The sequence below is a fragment of the Corallococcus sp. 4LFB genome, assembly GCF_046520365.1.
Lineage (GTDB): Bacteria > Myxococcota > Myxococcia > Myxococcales > Myxococcaceae > Corallococcus > Corallococcus caeni.
In genome coordinates this window covers 1-17,159 of sequence record NZ_JBKGHJ010000143.1, presented here as the reverse complement: position 1 = coordinate 17,159, position 17,159 = coordinate 1, and the positions used below count along the sequence as shown (strand labels likewise).

Genomic DNA, 17,159 nt, shown 5'->3' with positions numbered 1-17,159 from the left:
CGCGCAGGGTCCGGCAACGAGCCCGCGCGCACGGAGGCGCTGCTCGCCGTGCGCCGCGCGTGGCCCGGGAGCTGGGCGTCGACGCGCAGGAGGTGGAGGCCGTCTTCCGCGCCGTGCTGGGCAGCGGCCTGCGCTGACGGGGGCGTCAGCGGCGGGACAGGCATGAGCTGCCCAGGGTCCGTGACCTCCAGCGAAGTGGATGCTGGCGGGTCGAACACCGGGGGGCGGCCCTTCTGTCACCCGGCTCCCCGTCCCCTCTTGAGCAGCCGTCACCGGCACGGGCTTGAATTCACCGCTCGGGATTCAGGGTGGAGATGGCGCTGTTTGTGGACCCAATGCGTTTGATCAACTTCTGGAGCCACTGCATGAAGAAGGCCGCACTGCTGACCTGCCTGCTCGGACTGCTGGGAGCACTCCCGGCCGCCGCCGCTGAACTCAAGGACGTGTTCGGCAAGGAAGTGCCCATCGGGCAGGGCCGCCCCACCCTGGTGCTCTATGCCAACAAGAGCACCCGGGAGGAGCTGCGCCAGCATGCCTCCCAGTTCCTCTATGACGTGCGCCAGAAGAAGCCCATCGTCGTCATCCACGTGGACCTGCGCGACGTCCCGGGCCTCTTCAAGGGCATGGCGCGCGGGGAGCTCCGCAAGAGCCACGACGAGTCGCTCTCCGCCATGAAGGACCTGTTCCGTGAGAAGGGCGAAGCGCCTCCCCCGGAGCTGGACTCCTCGCTCTACATGGTCGCGGACTCCAAGGGAGAGCCGCACAAGGCCATGGGGCTGGAGAAGGGCTTCGGCCGCGTGTTCGTCCAGGTGCTGAGCATCTCCGGGCAAGAGGTCGCACGGGGCGCCTTCTCGGACGGCACCCGGAAGTTCAGCCAGGCCATGGTCGCGGCGCCCAGCGTGGCGTCTCGCCAGCCCTGACTTCACGGGAGTGGACCCCAGCGCAGCCGTCCACCGGCACCCCGCTCTCCAGCAACTTCATCGCGGTGGTGTCTGGCAACGCCACGCTGTAGCGCGTGACACCTTGACGTGAAACATGACGGGCTCCGGGTACGGAGACGAGCAGGCGCTTGGGCTATCCTCGCGCCTCCCCGCTTCCACCCGGAGTTTCCATGCACACCGAGTCCCCGCGCAGCGCCCGCTCCCTGAAGGCCGTCACGTTCCTCCGCGTTCCCGTGCTGCTCGCAATGGGCATGATGACGATGGGCAGCGGCCTGGGGAACCCGGGCTGTAACAGCGGCCCCTCCGAATGTGAGGACGGTTGCGCCATCGCGGGCTCCTATCACCTCCAGTTCACGGACAGCTCGCCTCCCAGCGCCGACTGCGAGGCCTTGGGGCTGGGACTGCCCACGGGCCCGCTCGTGCTGGCCTTCGACAACCCTACCGTCACGACGACACTCAATGACGTGGAGCTGACCGGCCTCTACTTCGGCGAGCACAGCCTGAGCCTCAACCTCTACGGCAACCGGCTCCTGCCGGACGACAAGGGCTTCTACTCCGTCCGTCTCGAGGCGAAGGTGCTGGCGCCCGCGCCCGACAAGGCCTCGGCCCCCGCGAGCATCGAGGGCGAGTATGAGTTGGCGGTCCACCCCGCAAGTGACGCCGGCATCCCTGAGTGCCTCATCCAGCGGAACTTCACCGCGACGCGGTAGGGGTTCCTCCGCGTGGGCCTCGGGCCCACTGCGGGTGCGGTAGGTTCGGGGCCATGCGTACCCCCCTCATGGCCTCGCTGCTGTTCCTGATGATGTCTTCGCCAGCCCGGGCCGCGGTGCCCGCCGGCTTCGTGGAAACCAGCCAGTCGTCAAACCAGCTGACCCCGGCGACGGGCATGGCGTGGGCCCCGGATGGTTCGGGGCGCCTGTTCATCACGCTGAAGAACGGCGTGGTGCGCACGGTGGCACTGAAGGACGGCGTGCTGGAGACGCAGCCGAGCACCTCCACGCTGGTGACCCGCACGTTCGCCACGGAGCCCTCGGTCCACACCAACAGCGAGTGCGGGCTCATCGGCATCGCGTTCGACCCGAACTACGTGGTCAACCGGTACGTCTACTTCTTCGTCACCGTCTCCGCGTCCGAGCAGCGCATCGTCCGCTACACGGACTCCAACGGCACGGGCATCGCGCGCACGGAGCTCGTCACGAAGCTGCCCACGAACGGCCAGAACCACGACGGCGGCGGGCTGGGCTTCGGCCCGGACGGCAAGCTCTACTGGGCCATTGGCGACCTGGGCAACGGCACCGGCGTGGACGCGGACCTGACGTCGCTGGCGGCCAAGGTGGGCCGCGCCAACCTGGACGGCACGCCCGCCAATGACAACCCGTTCAACGACGGCGTGGGCCCCAACAACGAATACATCTGGGCGCGCGGCCTGCGCAATCCGTTCACCTTCACGTTCCAGCCCACCAGCGGGCGGCTGTGGGTCAACGGCGTGGGCACGAACTACGAGCAGGTCTTCGTCGTGAGCCGGCGCAGCCACGCCGGCTACGACGACTACGAGAACAACCAGCCCGTCACGGCCGACTCCATCACCCCCGTCATCAAGTACCGCACCAATGGGGTGGAGACGCGCAACGTCACCGCCACGGGCGCGGTGCGCAGCGGCGGCGTCACCACCTTCACCACCACGGGGGCGCACGGCTTCCGCAAGGGGGAGCAGCTCACCCTGGAAGGCGTGGGGGACACGGGCTTCAACGGCACCTTCTACGTCGCCAGCGCCAACAACGCGCCCGGCACCACCACCTTCACGGTGGACCAGCCGGGCCTGCCGGATGCGACGAGCGGCGGGGGCACCGCGACGACGCAGGCCCTGGGCGGCTCCATCACGGGCGGCACCTTCTACGACGCGACCCTCTTCCCGCCGGAGTACCGCGGCAACTACTTCTTCGGCGACTTCAACTCCGGCCAGCTGACGCGCGCCACGCTCGCGGCGGACGACTCGGTGGCGACGGTGGACGCGTGGGGGACGGGCTTCAGCTCCAACGTGGACCTGAGCGTGGGGCCGGACGGCGCGCTCTACGCGCTCGGGTACACCACCGGCGTCGTGCGGCGGGTGGCGCCCGCGGCCACCGGCCAGAAGCTGGTCGTGTCGGGCCTCCACCTGCGCCTGATGGAGGGAGGCCGCGCGGCCTTCACCGTGCGGCTGGCCCAGGCGCCGACGGCGCCCGTGACGGTGCGCGTGGACCGGGCCCTGGGCGGCTCCGAGGACCTGCGCCTCGTGGGCGGTGACACCCTCACCTTCTCTCCGGAGGACTGGAGCACGCCGCGGGCCGTCGTGCTCGAGGCGGCGGAGGACGAGGACGCGGACGCGGACGTCGCCACCTTCAACGTGTCGTCGGAGGGCCTGGAGAGCGAGCCGGTGGTGGCCACCACCATCGACAACAACTCGCCCCGGCTGGTGCTGTCCACCGCCAGGCTCTCCGTGCCCGAGGGAGGCACCGCCCCCTTCACCGTGGCCCTGTCCGCGCGCCCCTCGTCGAGCGTCACCGTCACCACGGCGCCCACCCAGGGAGACGCGGACCTCAGCGTGGCCTCCGGGGCCACGCTCACGTTCACCGTCTCCAACTGGAGCACGCCGCGGACCGTCACGCTCCAGGCCGCGCAGGACGCGGACAACGTGGACGGCGTGGCCACCATCACGGTGGCCATGCCGGGCCTGGACGCGCGCACGCTGGAGGCCGTGGAGGCGGACGACGAGCCGCTGGCGCCCGCCCTCTCCTCCACCCCCGTCACCACCGCCGTGGTGGGGGTCGAGTACCGCTACGACGTGGAGGCGGTGGGCCGGCCCGCGCCCACCTATTCGCTGGAGGGCACGGTGCCGCAGGGCATGAGCATCGACGCGGCCACCGGCCTCATCACCTGGACGCCTTCCGCGCTGGGCACCGTGGACGTGCGCGTGCGCGTGGCCAACGGCGTGCCGCCGGACGCGGAGCAGGCCTTCAGCCTCACCGCGAAGGCGGATGAGGCGCCGCGCGCCGTCCTCACGCGTCCCACCCAGGGCGAGCGCGTGTCCGGCGCCACGGCGGAGTTCTTCGGCGACTGCGTGGACGACGTGGGCTGCACCCGCGCCGAGTTCTACGTGGACGGCACGCTGGAACACACAGACATCCGTTCGGACAACCACTTCCACTTCGGTGGCGAGCACAACCGCTGGGACACCACGGGCCTGGCGCCGGGCCCGCACACCGTGCGCTTCGTCGTGGTGGACGCGAACGGAGCCCAGGGCGAGGCCACGGCGACGGTGTGTGTCGGGGACGGGAGCTGCGAGCCGGATGCCGGCACCGACGCGGGCACGGGGAACACGGACGGGGGCACGAGTCAGCCTCCGCCCGGGGACGACTCCGGCTGCGGCTGCGGCGCGGCCCCCGTGGCCCCGCTCGCGTGGCTGGCGCTCGTCGCGCTGGCGACCCGTCGCAAGCGGTCGCGGGCGGAGTGAGCACATATTCGCGGCAGCTGACCGCACGGTCAGTCCGGCAGCCCACCATCCCGAGGAGCCATGCCCGCATTGCGACGGACCTGCACCCTCTTGTTCTTACTGGCCCTGGGATGCGCGGGCCGTCGCCTCTACTACCTGCGCTCCGAGCTGCCCATCCTGGAAGGTCGGTTCGACCTCGCGGTGGCCCCTGGGCCATGGCCGCACGAGAACGTCCCGACCGTCGTATCGGACTCAGACACGATTCCGGATGACCTGGTGCTGCCAACGCTCCGAGCCCTGATGGCCTTGCCGGGAGCGGCGGACGCCTGCGACCCGAACACCGGCGGTCCACGGCCGGATGCGGCTGAATACTGTGTCGCCCTCTACAAGACGCCGCAGGACTGGCGTGTTTCATGGCCCATCCGCAACCTGCTGAAGGAGCGCAGCTCCTGCCAGCCTCCCTTTGGCGGCGTCGACGATGAGTCTTTTGGTCGGGGCGTGCCCATCATCGGCTTCGCGCACAACCACCCCTGCTCGACGCGCATGAGCAGTGACGACCTGACCCAATTCCCCGCAGTGAAGATGGCCGACGGGTTGTGGACGATGGTGTCCTATGCGGCAAGCCCGGATGGATTGCTGGCGCGTGATTCAAGGAACCGGTTGATCCCCGCCTGGGCCTGGCTCGCCACGGGTCACAAGGACGAGCCCCGCTTCTACAAGTGGAACCCCGCAGGGGAAGTCTTCCAGTGGAATGAGGACACGGCGCATTGGGACTTCCAGGCCAACTGTCAGCCACCAGAGGCTTCCGGCATGCGCAGCCCCCGCATGCTGCTGCCTCGCTGCTCGCCCGAGTTGAAGTGGTAGAAGTTCCCTGGAGCCTGTCCCCATGATGAGACTTCCCCACCACGTCCTTCTCATGACGCTCCTGCTGGATGGAGGCACACCTCCCGCCCCTTCCGGCACCGCCACAAGGGATGGGGGGAGCCCCGTGTCCTCCGCCGTTGCGGCAAACGCCGACGGAGGCACCACCCCTCGCGCGCCTCTCGTCGCGGAGGGGATTGAGTGGCCTGAGGACCTGCGCCCCCTGGCAACGTTGGATGGCCCGGCGATCCTCGCCGCCCATGCGGCCCTGCAGCGGCTGCTGGCGAGCTTTCCCAAGGAGTATGCGAAAGACTGTTCGTATACCGCCAAGGCCATGGAGGTCTCCGTCGCCCAGCACGGCGGTCTGTATTTCGTGCAGATCAACCGGCGCGTCGAGAAGTGCGGCTGGGCGGCACCTGGATTCAATCCCTCCGCGCACTGGTACGAACTGTATGCCGTATCGCCAGAAGGGAAGGTCCTGGCGCGGTACCCCTACCACCCCTGACCGTGAGGGCTACGGGCTGAGGCGCTTGAAGTAGAGGACCGTGGGGTGCAGCTCGCCGTCGGTGTGCCGCGCCCAGTCGGGAATCTCCCCGGCGCGCTGCCATTGGCAATGCTGGTAGACGGCCTCCGCCTGCGAGCCCGCCAGCGTGTCGAGCACCAGCAGGGTGCGCCCCTGCCCCCGGGCGAACTGCTCCAGCTCCTGGAGCAGCCGTGACGCGAGCCCCTTCCCCCGGGCCCGCGAGTGCACGAGCAGCTTCTGCACCTCCGCGCGGTGCAGCCCGTTGGGACGCAGGGACGGCGCGAGCTGCACGGTGCCGTCGATGCGCCCGTCCACCTCCGCGACCCAGAGCACCAACCCCGGCCCCAGCGCCGCGAGGACGCCCCGCCAGTACTCCACCGCCGCGTCCAGCGAGAGCGGCGGCAGGAAGCCCACCGACGCGCCTCCCTCGACGGAGTCGATGAGCAGCTCGGCCAGGGCCCGCTGCTGCCCGGGGGTCGCCTGTTCGAGTCTCCGGATGGAAATCATCCGCGCCAGTCTAGCGGCTCACGGCGCGGCCGGCTTCAAGGGCTTCGGCGCGGGCGTGACGCGGGCGCCGGTGAAGCGCAGCAGCTCGTCCATGAGGACGCGGCGGCCCCGCTCCGGCCGCTCCAGGTGCACGAAGTGCGTCGCGCCCGGCAGCACCACGGCCTTCACGCTGGCCGCGTGGTTCAGGTGCTCCTGGAGGCGCGTGACGTCCTCCGGCCGGCTCCAGAAGTCGTGCTCCGCGCGCACGAGCAGCACCTTCGCCGTGATGGAGGCCCCGTCCCAGAGCTGCCGGCCCGTGGCCAGGTAGAAGCTGTCCTCCAGCGCCCCGGTCGGCGCCCGGAAGGCGAACGGCGTGCGCGAGGGCCCCAGCGGATCACTCGCGAGCGCCTCGCGCTGGAACGACGCGGCCACCTCCGGGTCGCGCCACTTCGCCCGCTCCGCCTCCTCCGCCGGGAGCTGCCGGTCCCACACCGCCATCAGCGACGCGCCCGTGTTCCACCGGTAGGCGCCGATGCCCTCCGCGTTGAACCGCCCCGGCCGCTTCGGATCCTCGAAGTCCGTGCCCCTGCCCAGCACCTTGTGCTCCGCGCTGCCCGCGTACAGCGCGTTGAGCATCACCAGGTGGCTGACGTCGTCCGGGTGGAGGCTGGCGTACATGCCCGCCCAGTGCCCGCCCGTGGCCCACCCCACCAGCCCCACGCGGCGCTGCCCCGTGCGCGCCTTCACCCAGGCCACCACCGCGTGCACGTCCTGGACGACCTCGTGCGAGCCCACCAGGGGCCGGCCCTTCGCGGGCGTGCTCATGGCCAGGGCCGCGTGGAGCCGCCATAGCCGCGCGCGTCCATGAGGTACACGGCGTGCCCCGCCCGAGCGAGCTCCGCCGCGAGGGAGCCGCCCTCCACCGGCAGGTCGAACGAGGCCCGCCCCGGCACCCGCGCGCCGTGCAGGAGGATGAGGGGCGCGAGGTTCGCCACCTGCATGCCGGAGTCCTTCACCTCGCGGACGGACACCTCGATGCCCTCCTCCGAGGGCACCAGGAACTCCGCGCGCGTCACCTCCGCCCGCGCGCCCGCGCCCCACAGCACGCCCAGCAGCATCAGGGTCCGGACCACGGCCGCGCCTTCGCGATGCATGCCCACCTTGCCTCCCGCTTCCGACGTCCGCGCGGATCCTGCCAGGAGGCCCGCACGGACACACCTCCCGCCACCGGCCCCCATGCAACGCTTGCCGTCCGTGCAAGCCTTGCCGGCCCCCGGGCGCCAGGGACAGGCAAGGCTTGCCGTCCCTCGCGGCCCGCGCCGCCGCGTCCCCGGGAGCGAGGCCTTGGCATCCCGGTTGCTCATGCCCCGTCACGTTCCCCGCTGGCGACCCGGCCGGGACGAACCCCGGCCAGCAGGACGCGTCGCTGGCATTTCCCGAACGCAGAACGGAGACCCGACATGACCCTGAATCACTTCGCGCGGAAGCTGTTGCTGGCGGCCCCGCTGTCCCTCTTCGCGGTGGGCTGCGGTGGCGACCCGATGATGGACGAGGCCCTGACGAACGAGGCCGCCCCGGCCGAGGCCGCCGCCGAGACCGCCGCCCCGGAGGACGCGTCCCTGGCGACGAGCGAGCAGGGTGTCGCCTGGGCGGGACCTACTGGTGGGGCACCTCCGCCAACGGCCTGACCTCCACGGCCATCGGGACCTCCACGAACCGGACCTGCTTCCTCACCGGCGTCCAGGGCAACCTGAAGGGCGCCAGCTGGGCCGGCGTGGGCGTGTACCAGTACGCGGGCAACTGGCAGATCTTCGTCAACCAGAGCAACGGCAAGGCCCTGAGCTCGGGCGTCCAGTGCATCAACACCGCCACCAACCGGACCCCGGAGATGGCCTGGTACGACGGCCAGGCGGCGAAGCTGCTGGGCGCGGTCACCTCCGCGCGCCGCTGCTTCCTCACGCAGGTGGAGGCCGCGGGCGGCTTCACGGCCAACGCCGACTACGCCCGCGTCTGGAATGACGGGTACAACTGGTACCTGGGCGGCAACCTGGGGGCGTCGGGCGGCGCTCGCGCCCTCTGCGTGGACGTCCCCTCGGACCAGGGCGGCTGGCTGTGGATCGCGGGCAACCCGGGCAGCTTCACGCACAACCTGGCCTACAACCCGGGCGGCGTGGCCTGCATGCTGTCCGGCATCGGTGGCAACTTCAGCACCAGCAACTACACCGACGGCGTGTCCATCGACTACAACAGCGGCACCCGCTACTGGGAGATGACCGTCTCCAACAGCAAGCGCGGCTGGGGCAACTGCGTCAAGTAGTCCCGCGGCCCTGAGTGCGGGAGGCCGGGCTCCAGGGGGAGGCCCGGCCTTCACGTCACCTCGCGAGGGTCGCGAGGGTCCGTTTCGCACGGGGAGGTGGGGGTCCTGCGCGAAACGGATGGCGCGGCGCCCGCGCGTGTGGTGTCACCCTCCCGCCGGGCACACCTTGCACCGCCCGCGCTGGAGGTCACCCACGCCATGCAGGACGTTGACATCAAGACCGCGGATGGAGTGATGGACGCGAAGCTGTTCCAGCCGGAAGGCTCCGGCCCATGGCCCGCGGTCATCATGCTGACGGATGCCTTTGGCGTCCGGCCCATCTTCGAGGACATGGCCCGGCGCCTGTCCAATTCCGGCTTCGTCGTGCTGCTTCCCAACGTGTTCTACCGGGAAGCCCCCGCGTCGAAGCTGGAGCTCAAGGGCACCTTCTTCGACGAGGCCTTCCGCAAGCGCATCTATGCCCTCATCGGCACGCTGACGCCGGAGCGCCTGAAGGCGGACGCGGGCGCGCAGCTGGACTTCCTCTTGCGCCAGCCCTTCGTGAAGGGCCCGAAGGCGGGCGTGGCCGGCTACTGCTTCAGCGGCGGCATCGCCGTGCGCATGGGCGCGGACTTCCCGGACCGCATCGCCGCGGTGGCCTCGTCGCACGGCGGACGGCTGGCCACGGACGCGCCCGACAGCCCCCACCGCCTGGTGGGCCAGGTGAAGGGCGAGCTGTACTTCGGCCACGCGGACCAGGACAACGCCATGCCCGCGGAGGCCATCCGCACGCTGGAGGCGGCGCTGAAGGACGCGGGCGTGAAGCACCGCTCGGAGCTCTACCCCGGCGCGCAGCACGGCTACGCGGTGCCGGGCACGCCCCAGTTCAACGCGGAGGTCGCGGAGACGCACTGGGGCCGCATCGAGGACCTGTTCAGCCGCACGCTGAAGGCCTGAGCGCAAGCCGGATGTCCGCGACGCGCCAGCGACTGCTCTCCATCTTCGGCGGCTCGGTGGGCAACCTCATCGAGTGGTACGACTTCTACGTCTACTCGGCGTTCTCGCTGTACTTCGCGCAGGCGTTCTTCCCGGACGCGGACCCGCTGGTGCGGCAGCTCAACACCGCCGGGGTGTTCGCGCTGGGCTTCCTCATCCGGCCGGTGGGCGGCTGGCTGATGGGGCTCTACGCGGACCTCCGGGGCCGCAGGTCCGCGCTGACGGTGTCCGTCACGCTGATGTGCCTGGGCTCGCTGGTCATCGCCGTGTGCCCCACCTACGCGCGCATCGGCGTGATGGCGCCCGTGGTGCTGATACTCGCGCGGCTGCTCCAGGGGCTCTCCCTGGGCGGCGAGTACGGCACCAGCGCCACCTACCTGAGCGAGGTGGCCACCTCCCGCCACCGGGGCTTCTACAGCTCCTTCCAGTACGTCACGCTCATCCTGGGGCAGCTGCTGGCCACGCTGACGCTGCTGGTGTTGCAGCGGCTGCTCCTGACGGGCCCGCAGCTGGAGGCGTGGGGCTGGCGCATCCCGTTTGGCATTGGGGCGGCGCTGGCCATCTTCGGCTTCTACATGCGGCGCAACATGGTGGAGACGGAGGCCTTCACCCGCGAGGCCGCGAGGCCGCCCGGGCACCACCCCATGCGGGAGCTCTTGCGCCACCCGAAGGAGCTCGCCGTCGTGGTGGGACTCACGATGGGCGGCACGCTGGCCTTCTACACGTACACCGTCTACATGCAGAAGTTCCTGGTGAACTCCGTGGGGCTGACGCGGGACGAGGCCACGCTCATCTCCGCGGGCTCGCTGTTCCTCTACATGCTGCTCCAGCCGGTGCTGGGCTTCGTCTCCGACCAGGTGGGCCGCAGGCCGGTGCTGATGGGGTTCGGCGTCCTGGGCACGCTGTGCACCGTGCCGCTGCTCACCGCGCTGACGCGGACGAAGGACGCCTTCACCGCGTTCCTGCTGGTGCTGGCCGCGCTGGTCATCCTCTCCGGCTACACGTCCATCAACGCGGTGGTGAAGGCGGAGCTGTTCCCCGCGCGCATCCGGGCGCTGGGCGTGGGGCTGCCCTACGCGCTGACGGTGTCCCTCTTCGGCGGCACCGCCGAGTACGTGGGCACGCGCCTGAAGCTGGCCGGGCACGAGGCGTGGTTCTTCTGGTACGTCACGGCCTGCATCTTCTGCTCGCTGCTCGTCTACACCGTGATGCCGGACACCCGGCGCCACAGCCGCATCGACTCGTGCTAGACGCGCGCGTCCATGACGGCTCCACTGCTGACGCTGCCCCTGCTGCTCCTGCTGGGACAGCCCCCCGAACCCACGCTCACCGAAGCGCCCTTCCAGGCGCGGCTGTCGTTCCAGGCCCTCGACGAGGACATCGACGCCGACGGCTCGGGCACGTCCTTCCACGCGGCGCTGGAAGGCCATACGCCGGAGCTTGCTTCGGGCCTGCGCGCGGAAGCCACGCTGTCGTTCTTCCTCTCCACGGCCCTGACCCAGGGCATTGCCTTGCAGGACTTCGGCAGCAACCTCCGGCTGCGCTACCGGCCCTCGGGATGGGAGGCGGGAGAGGGATTGACCGTGGCGGTCCACCCCCTGAGCACGTCGCGGCTCTACATGGGCTTCACCTGGCCGGTGAGCTGGGAGCGACAGGCCTTTGCCCGCCGGACCGGGAACGAGTCCGCGCTGGAGCTGCGCCTGTCGCGCCGGCGATGGGACGCGTTCGTGGCGCTCAAGTCCGCGCGCGTGACCGATGACCTGCTGCTGGAGGCCCCCCGCCAATATGCCCTGCTCGCGGGCGGCTTCCTGGACGTCACACCCGAGCTGCGGCTGGCCCTGAAGGGCACCGTGCTCGACCGGGGGCAGGTCCCCGTCGCCGGCAACGTGGGGATCGAGCTGCATGTCCCCGTGCGCGGGGCCTCGCTGGGCGCGCTCTGGCACCGGGGCGAGCCCGTGGGGAACAACGTCGACCTGACGCTCTACTCGGGCGACCCGACGTTCTTCGAGCGCTTCTTCCAGCCGGAGACGTACCCGGGAGGCTTTGGCGCCTCCGTGTCGTTGGAGGGCAGCCTCGTGTCACAGGGGCTGCTGGCTCCCGACAGCAGTCTCCAACTGAGCACGCAGACGGCGGGAGCCGGGGCCCTGGAGGCGCGGGTGAAGCAGGGCTTCTGGCGGGCACACGCGCTGGCCTACGTCCGCACGCTCTCCTTCATCCAGGTCGACGTGCCCGGGTTCCCTCCGTACCGGGACTTCCTGAGCGACGCGGAGACGCGCGCGGAGGTGTCCGGAACGCTGAGCAGTGACTACCACCTCCAGGCCTGGGGCCTGACGCCCGGGCTGCTTGTGCGCGTTACCCGGCCCGCCTCGTTCCAGACCGCGCTGGCGGGCGTCCCGGGCCCCGCGCGCACTGCGGTGTTCCAGGGGCCCAACCAGCTCAACATCCTGCCGCGAGGCGTGGACCCGAAGCCGGTGGTGACGGCGAAGGCCACGGCCCGCTGGGACCTGGGGACCGTCGCCGGCGTGCTGGCGGAGGTCTCCTACACCCACGACCCGAACCGGACCGTGTTCGAGGACGACGTGACCGGCGTGGCCGAGCCCGTCCTCCAGCCCGCCAGCGAGGTGGGCGTCAACGTGCTCGTCCAGGCCCGCTTCTGACGCTGGGAGTCAGGAGGGGGTGATTGGCGTCCGCGCGCGGCCGGGTGCGAGGATGGCGCTCCGCCCACCATGCGCACTGCTTCCGCCCGTCCCCTCTCCGACGCCGCCGTCCCCGAATCCACCGTCGTTCCACTGGGCCAGGCCCAGGTCCAGCCCGCGGCCCGGCTCATGGCCCACGCCGCGGCCTGGCTGATGCTGGTGGGCCTGCTCACCGGCGGCTACGTCTCCGCGGCGATGACGGGCAAGGTGCCGGCGGATCCGCGCATGGCGCTCGCCGCGCACCTGAACGCGCTGATGGGCACGTTCTTCCTGCTGGGCGTCGCGTGGACGCTGCCCATGCTGCGCTACGGCCCCGTGGGCCAGCGGCGGCTGGCCTGGGCGGTCATCGTCGCCAACTGGGCCAACTGGGGCATCACCTGCGTGAAGGCGTGGCTGCGGGTGTCCGGCGTGGACCTCATCGGGCAGCCCACCAACGACGCCGTGTTCGGCGCGCTCACCGTGTCGGTGGTGCTGCCCGCGCTCGTCGCCGCCGGCGCGTGGGTGTATGGCTTTCGCCGCGCTGGAGCGCGCTGACGTCAGAAGGCCGTGCGCGTGAGCGCGATGTCCGCGTTCGCCCAGGCCGTCTCGAAGCACTTCCGCGCGGCGGCGGCCTCCGCCGTACGGCCCTGCCCCTTCAGGGACTGGGTGAGCCCGAAGAGGGCCCAGCCGTTGCCGGGGTTGCGGCGCAGGTCCTCCCGGTAGACGGCCTCCGCGGCCTTGTACTGCTTCGCGTCCAGCAGCGCCGCGCCCTGGTAGTGGCGCACGGGATAGAACCAGTCACTGGGCTCCGAGTAGGCCAGCCCATCCGCGGCGCGCACCGCGTCGGCCCAGCGCGACAGCGCGTCCGCGCGGCCCTGGCGCTCGGCGATGGAGGCGTCGAGCACGCGGGCCGCCACGTCCAGCACGTCCTTCGCCGAGTTGTTTCCGGCGGTCAGCGTGTCGGGGACGCTCGCGGCCAGCGTCACCAGCTCCTCGTGCTCCGCGCGCGCCTGCTTGAAGTCCCCCTTCGCGGCGAGCGCCAGCCCGTGCGCGTGCAGCCACAGCCCCGTCAGCACCGGGTACTTCGCGTCCGGCCGGGGCTCGTCGAGCAGCGCGTCGAAGCGGCCGAAGCGCACCATCGCGAGCAGCGGCTCCGAGGCGAAGAAGTCCATGCCGGGCATCAGCGTCAGCATCTCCGGCGGCAGGACGCCCGAGGACTCGCGCGCGGCGCGGATGGACTCCTCGCGCCGCCCCTCCATGGACGCGGAGAACGACAGGAAGCCCCAGTTGTGCGACAGGTACATCGGGTAGTACCCGATGGGGTCCACCCGGCGCAGATAGGCATTGTCCGCCTGGATGGCGCGGCGGTTGCTCTCCGAGGCGTCCGCGTACCGGCCCACCCGCTGGTAGATGTGCGCCGGCATGTGCACGACGTGGCCCGCGCCCGGCATCAGGCCCGGCAGCCGCTCCGCGGAGGGCAGCGCGCGCTCGGGGTGCTCCGAGGCCTCGACGACGTGGATGTAATAGTGATTGGCGCCCGGATGGTTCGGGGCGCGCGCGAGCACCGACTCCAAACGCGAGACGATCTCCCCCGTCCCCGGCTCCGGCTTGCCCTCCAGCGTCCACAGCTTCCACGGGTTGACGTCCATCAACGACTCCGCGAAGAGCACCTGCACGTCCATGTCATCCGGGAAGCGCTTCGCCACGTCGCGCATGGCATTGGCATAGGCCTGGGAGAAGGGCTTCATCTGCTCGGGCGTGCGGGGCTCCGGCCCTCCGTAGCGCCGGGACAGCGCGCCGATGAGCGCCTGCTCCACGGGGGACGCCGAGGGGGCGAGCGCCTGGGCGCGTTGCAGGGCGCTCCACGCGGTCGCGGCCCGGTCCGGCAGCATGGGGACGTTGTAGTTGGGCCCCAGCACCAGGGCGGTGCCCCAGAAGCACATGGCGCAGGACGGATCCAGCTGGGCGGCGCGAGCGAACGAGCGCGCGGCCTCGTCGTGGTTGAAGGCATACGTGAGCCGCATGCCCTGGTCGAAGAAGGCCTGGGCCTCGGGAGAGCGGGTGGTCACCTCGCGCTGGAAGTTCCCCAGGTCGTCGAAGAGGACGGCCCCCTGCGCGAGCGCCGTCATGCTCGAAAGGGCGGACGGATTGCCATGCGCTCCGTGCGCGGCCGGGCCTGCTTCCGGCGGGCGCGGGTCCTGCGCTCCGGCATGGGCCCCCGACGCCAGCAACGACGGGATGAGGATGAACAGGAATCGCGCGCGCATGGGGCCCCCCCGGCCTGCAATCTCAAGGCAACGGTGGGGGGTGGCCCCGCGCGCGGCAATCCAACCCGGGGAGGGTGTCAGTCCTGGCGGCGACACCCCTGCCCGGGGCCCTTGCTGACGGAGCGCCTACTTCTCCAGGTCGCCGACAATCTTTCCCAGCGGCGACGGCGTGCCCATGAACTTCTGGAACCGGCCGCGGTCATCCGAGCCCAGGTCGTAGTTCTCGAAGTTCGCGTCGTTCTTGTTCGCGCCGGGCCGGAAGCCCGAGTAGTCCTGGCGCGCGGGCAGCCCGTGCTCGGCGCGGATGGCGTTCTCCGTGGGGGCATTGGGCATGCGCGGCGTGGGGCGCAGGCCCACGGTCTCGAACTCCTCGCGCAGCTGCAGGCGCGTCTCCACGGTGTCCTTCATCGCGGCCGAGTGGTCGGGGTAGCGCTTGAAGACGTCCGCGTCGGAGTGCTTGCTCACCGCCAGCGGGCTCACCTGCGTGCCATTGGCGGCGCGCCAGGCGTGGACGGACTCGTGGCCCAGGCTGTTGAAGCGCTGGCCGGGGTCCTGCTCGTTGTAGTTGATGCGGCTGGCCTGGCCCGTACCCGCCTGGCCGTCTTGGCGGTACGCCGGGCGCAGGGACTGGAGCGTGCCGTCGTGGCGCGGGCGGTGCGACATGGGCATGGACTCGTTGCGGCCGGAGTAGATGTCCGCCACCGTCAGCGGCTTCTGCGGCGTGCCCGTCGCGCCGGGGTTCACGTGCGGCGTGCGGCCGTTGAGCTCCGTCAGCATCTGGTTGCCCACGGGGCGGCTCATCAGCTTGTTGGTGGAGTTGCGCGCGTCCTGCGTGAAGTCCGCGAAGTCCGCGCCGGACTGGCCGCTGTCACGGCGGGTCCGGATGCCCGGCAGGTCCGGGTGCACCACGCCGTGGTCCGCGGGCTTGAGGTTGTTCTTGCCGGCCTGCAGCTCCGAGGCCGTGGGCGCCTTCGGCTTCGACACCGTCTCCGGCTTCACCGTCTTGGGCGTCTCCAGCTTCGGGGGCGCGCTGGGGCTGCGCGTGCGGGAACCGGAGGAGAGGGACGGCACGGAGAAGGAGGAGGAGCGCAGCTTCATGGTGGGCCTCGGATGCGGAATGACGTGTGCCCATCCCTAGAGCAACCGCCGTGCCGCCCCCGGAGCGCCCTGGGGACGCAAGGCGTCCTCGTGATTCCAGGGGGTTGCCCCGCGCCCCGGGGCCCGGCCCTGATGACTGCCGTCAGGCGCCTGATGTCCGCTGTCACCAGGGGGCCCGGAGCTCCCGCGGCTCCTGTCACCCGCCCAGCTTCGTGAGCATGAACGCGGCGAGGAAGCCCGCGACCGTGATGAGGCCGGTGAGGTCGTGCGCCCCTTCGGTGGCCTCCGGCATCATCGTGTCCGCGAGCATGGCGAGGATGGCGCCAGCGGCCACGGCGGTGGTGCCCGCCACGACGCCGGGAGCAAAGCCCTGGAAGACGACGTAGCCCAGCAGCGACGCCAGGCCGGAGATGAGCGCGATGCCGCCCCACACGCCGAAGACGTAGCCCTTGGAGCGCCCGGCCTGCCGCATCCCCGCGGCGGAGGAGAGCCCCTCCGGGACGTTGGAGAGGAAGACGGCGACGACGGCCACGAGGCTCACGGCGCCCCCGGCGATGAGGCTCACCCCGATGACGATGGACTCCGGGATGCCGTCGAGCAGCGCGCCCACGGCGATGGCCAGGCCGCTGCCGCCGTGCTGGGCCTCCGAGGGCTGCTTTCCACTGGAGCGCTTGCGGTGCTTCGCCCCCTTGCGCGCGAGCGCGACGTTGGCCGCGCTGTAGAGGGCGGCGCCGGCGAGGAAGCCCAGCGCGGTGGGGACGAAGCCGCCCTGGTGGAAGGCCTCGTCCATCAGGTCGAAGGAGAGCGCGGAGATGAGCACGCCCGCGCCAAACGCCATCACGCTGGCGATGAGGCGCGCGGGCAGCCGGGCGGCATAGCCCACCGCCGCGCCGACGAGCAGCGCGCTCCCGGCGAGCAACCCCCACAGTCCGGCCTGGAGCCAGAGCGGCATCCCCTTCCCTTCCCCGTCCGCGCGTCCGGCCGGCTCAGCGCGCCTTCGCCTTGGAGCGCTTCACCTTGTTGGCCTGCCTGGCCAGGGCGGTGCGGGTGCTCTTGGGGAGCTTGGTGAGCGTGCGCTTCCGCTTGGCGGCGGTCGCGGCCTTCTTGATGTTCTTGCGCCCGGCGGCGCGCTGCTTGCTCGTGGCCATGGTGCTTGAAAGGTCCGCGCCCCTGGCCGCTCGTGCAATGAGGCCGCGTCCGCTCGCCTCGGTGGGCAGACGGACGGGCGGCGCTGGCTATAGTCGGAGGCCCGATGAAGAAAGCACGCACCGCGAGCCTCACCCTCGACGACTTCCTCCCCTATCGCCTGTCGGTCGCGGACAACGTGGTGAGCCAGCGCATCGCGCGCGTGTACGCGGCCGAGGACGGCCTCTCCACGCAGGAGTGGCGGCTCATCGCCGTCCTGGGCGAGGACGGGGAGCGCTCGCAGCGGGAGCTGGTCCAGCGCACGCGGATGGACAAGGTGCCGGTGAGCCGCGCCGCGCGCTCGCTGGAGGAGCGCGGCCTGGTGCGGCGCGCCACGAGCCAGAGCGACGCCGCTCCCGGCG

19 protein-coding genes are annotated in these 17,159 nt (G+C 71.1%); 12 read left to right on the top strand and 7 right to left on the bottom strand.

Annotated elements, in window-relative coordinates; genetic code table 11:
- Positions 1 to 365: 365 nt before the first annotated feature.
- From ACLEQD_RS17450 to ACLEQD_RS17430, 5 genes are all read left to right on the top strand, one after another.
- Complete coding sequence (locus ACLEQD_RS17450) at positions 366 to 920, top strand: hypothetical protein (RefSeq protein ID WP_410385391.1); 555 nt, start codon at positions 366 to 368, stop codon at positions 918 to 920.
- Between the two features lie 191 nt (positions 921 to 1,111).
- Complete coding sequence (locus ACLEQD_RS17445) at positions 1,112 to 1,651, top strand: hypothetical protein (protein WP_410385390.1); 540 nt, start codon at positions 1,112 to 1,114, stop codon at positions 1,649 to 1,651.
- 53 nt (positions 1,652 to 1,704) lie between these two features.
- A complete protein-coding gene (locus ACLEQD_RS17440; RefSeq protein ID WP_410385388.1) occupies positions 1,705 to 4,431 on the top strand; it encodes a PQQ-dependent sugar dehydrogenase in 2,727 nt (908 codons plus the stop codon).
- Between the two features lie 60 nt (positions 4,432 to 4,491).
- Complete coding sequence (locus ACLEQD_RS17435; RefSeq protein WP_410385386.1) at positions 4,492 to 5,274, top strand: hypothetical protein; 783 nt, start codon at positions 4,492 to 4,494, stop codon at positions 5,272 to 5,274.
- A gap of 124 nt (positions 5,275 to 5,398) precedes the next feature.
- Positions 5,399 to 5,776, top strand: a complete 378-nt coding sequence (locus ACLEQD_RS17430; protein ID WP_410385384.1) for a hypothetical protein — start codon at positions 5,399 to 5,401, stop codon at positions 5,774 to 5,776.
- A gap of 9 nt (positions 5,777 to 5,785) precedes the next feature.
- On the opposite strand, the gene ACLEQD_RS17425 is transcribed toward ACLEQD_RS17430, so the two are convergent.
- The 3 genes from ACLEQD_RS17425 to ACLEQD_RS17415 are packed head-to-tail and all read right to left on the bottom strand — an operon-like array spanning position 5,786 to position 7,434.
- Positions 5,786 to 6,301, bottom strand: coding sequence for a GNAT family N-acetyltransferase (locus ACLEQD_RS17425; RefSeq protein WP_410385382.1), 516 nt, complete (start codon positions 6,299 to 6,301; stop codon positions 5,786 to 5,788).
- 18 nt (positions 6,302 to 6,319) lie between these two features.
- Positions 6,320 to 7,105, bottom strand: coding sequence for an alpha/beta fold hydrolase (locus ACLEQD_RS17420; protein WP_410385380.1), 786 nt, complete (start codon positions 7,103 to 7,105; stop codon positions 6,320 to 6,322).
- Positions 7,102 to 7,434, bottom strand: coding sequence for a hypothetical protein (locus tag ACLEQD_RS17415; protein ID WP_410385379.1), 333 nt, complete (start codon positions 7,432 to 7,434; stop codon positions 7,102 to 7,104). The genes ACLEQD_RS17420 and ACLEQD_RS17415 overlap by 4 nt, the downstream gene beginning before the upstream one ends.
- Before the next feature lie 306 nt (positions 7,435 to 7,740).
- Between ACLEQD_RS17415 and ACLEQD_RS17410 the strand changes: the two genes are divergently transcribed.
- From ACLEQD_RS17410 to ACLEQD_RS17385, 6 genes are all read left to right on the top strand, one after another.
- A complete protein-coding gene (locus ACLEQD_RS17410) occupies positions 7,741 to 7,968 on the top strand; it encodes a hypothetical protein (protein ID WP_410385377.1) in 228 nt (75 codons plus the stop codon).
- An 86-nt stretch (positions 7,969 to 8,054) separates the two neighbouring features.
- Complete coding sequence (locus tag ACLEQD_RS17405) at positions 8,055 to 8,597, top strand: hypothetical protein (protein WP_410385376.1); 543 nt, start codon at positions 8,055 to 8,057, stop codon at positions 8,595 to 8,597.
- Positions 8,598 to 8,795: 198 nt separating this feature from the next.
- Positions 8,796 to 9,533, top strand: coding sequence for a dienelactone hydrolase family protein (locus tag ACLEQD_RS17400; protein WP_410385374.1), 738 nt, complete (start codon positions 8,796 to 8,798; stop codon positions 9,531 to 9,533).
- Between the two features lie 11 nt (positions 9,534 to 9,544).
- Positions 9,545 to 10,822, top strand: coding sequence for an MFS transporter (locus ACLEQD_RS17395; protein WP_410385372.1), 1,278 nt, complete (start codon positions 9,545 to 9,547; stop codon positions 10,820 to 10,822).
- A 12-nt stretch (positions 10,823 to 10,834) separates the two neighbouring features.
- Positions 10,835 to 12,229 carry a hypothetical protein gene (locus ACLEQD_RS17390; protein ID WP_410385370.1) on the top strand — a complete coding sequence of 465 codons (1,395 nt, stop codon included), beginning with the start codon at positions 10,835 to 10,837 and terminating at the stop codon, positions 12,227 to 12,229.
- A gap of 69 nt (positions 12,230 to 12,298) precedes the next feature.
- Positions 12,299 to 12,802 (top strand): hypothetical protein, encoded by a 504-nt coding sequence (locus ACLEQD_RS17385; RefSeq protein WP_410385368.1) that lies wholly within the window; start codon positions 12,299 to 12,301, stop codon positions 12,800 to 12,802.
- Between the two features lie 2 nt (positions 12,803 to 12,804).
- Here ACLEQD_RS17385 and ACLEQD_RS17380 read toward each other — a convergent pair whose 3' ends face one another.
- The 4 genes from ACLEQD_RS17380 to ACLEQD_RS17365 form a co-directional block, all read right to left on the bottom strand.
- On the bottom strand, positions 12,805 to 14,514 hold the full coding sequence (locus ACLEQD_RS17380) for a hypothetical protein (RefSeq protein ID WP_410385367.1): 1,710 nt from the start codon (positions 14,512 to 14,514) through the stop codon (positions 12,805 to 12,807).
- 126 nt (positions 14,515 to 14,640) lie between these two features.
- The gene (locus ACLEQD_RS17375; RefSeq protein ID WP_410385365.1) at positions 14,641 to 15,612 is read right to left on the bottom strand and encodes a M91 family zinc metallopeptidase; all 972 of its coding nucleotides are present in this window, start codon (positions 15,610 to 15,612) and stop codon (positions 14,641 to 14,643) included.
- A gap of 196 nt (positions 15,613 to 15,808) precedes the next feature.
- On the bottom strand, positions 15,809 to 16,564 hold the full coding sequence (locus ACLEQD_RS17370) for a ZIP family metal transporter (protein ID WP_410385363.1): 756 nt from the start codon (positions 16,562 to 16,564) through the stop codon (positions 15,809 to 15,811).
- Between the two features lie 34 nt (positions 16,565 to 16,598).
- Positions 16,599 to 16,760, bottom strand: coding sequence for a hypothetical protein (locus ACLEQD_RS17365; protein WP_171413193.1), 162 nt, complete (start codon positions 16,758 to 16,760; stop codon positions 16,599 to 16,601).
- A 104-nt stretch (positions 16,761 to 16,864) separates the two neighbouring features.
- Between ACLEQD_RS17365 and ACLEQD_RS17360 the strand changes: the two genes are divergently transcribed.
- Positions 16,865 to 17,159 (top strand): MarR family winged helix-turn-helix transcriptional regulator (locus tag ACLEQD_RS17360; RefSeq protein WP_410385361.1); only part of this gene is annotated, 295 nt, incomplete at its 3' end.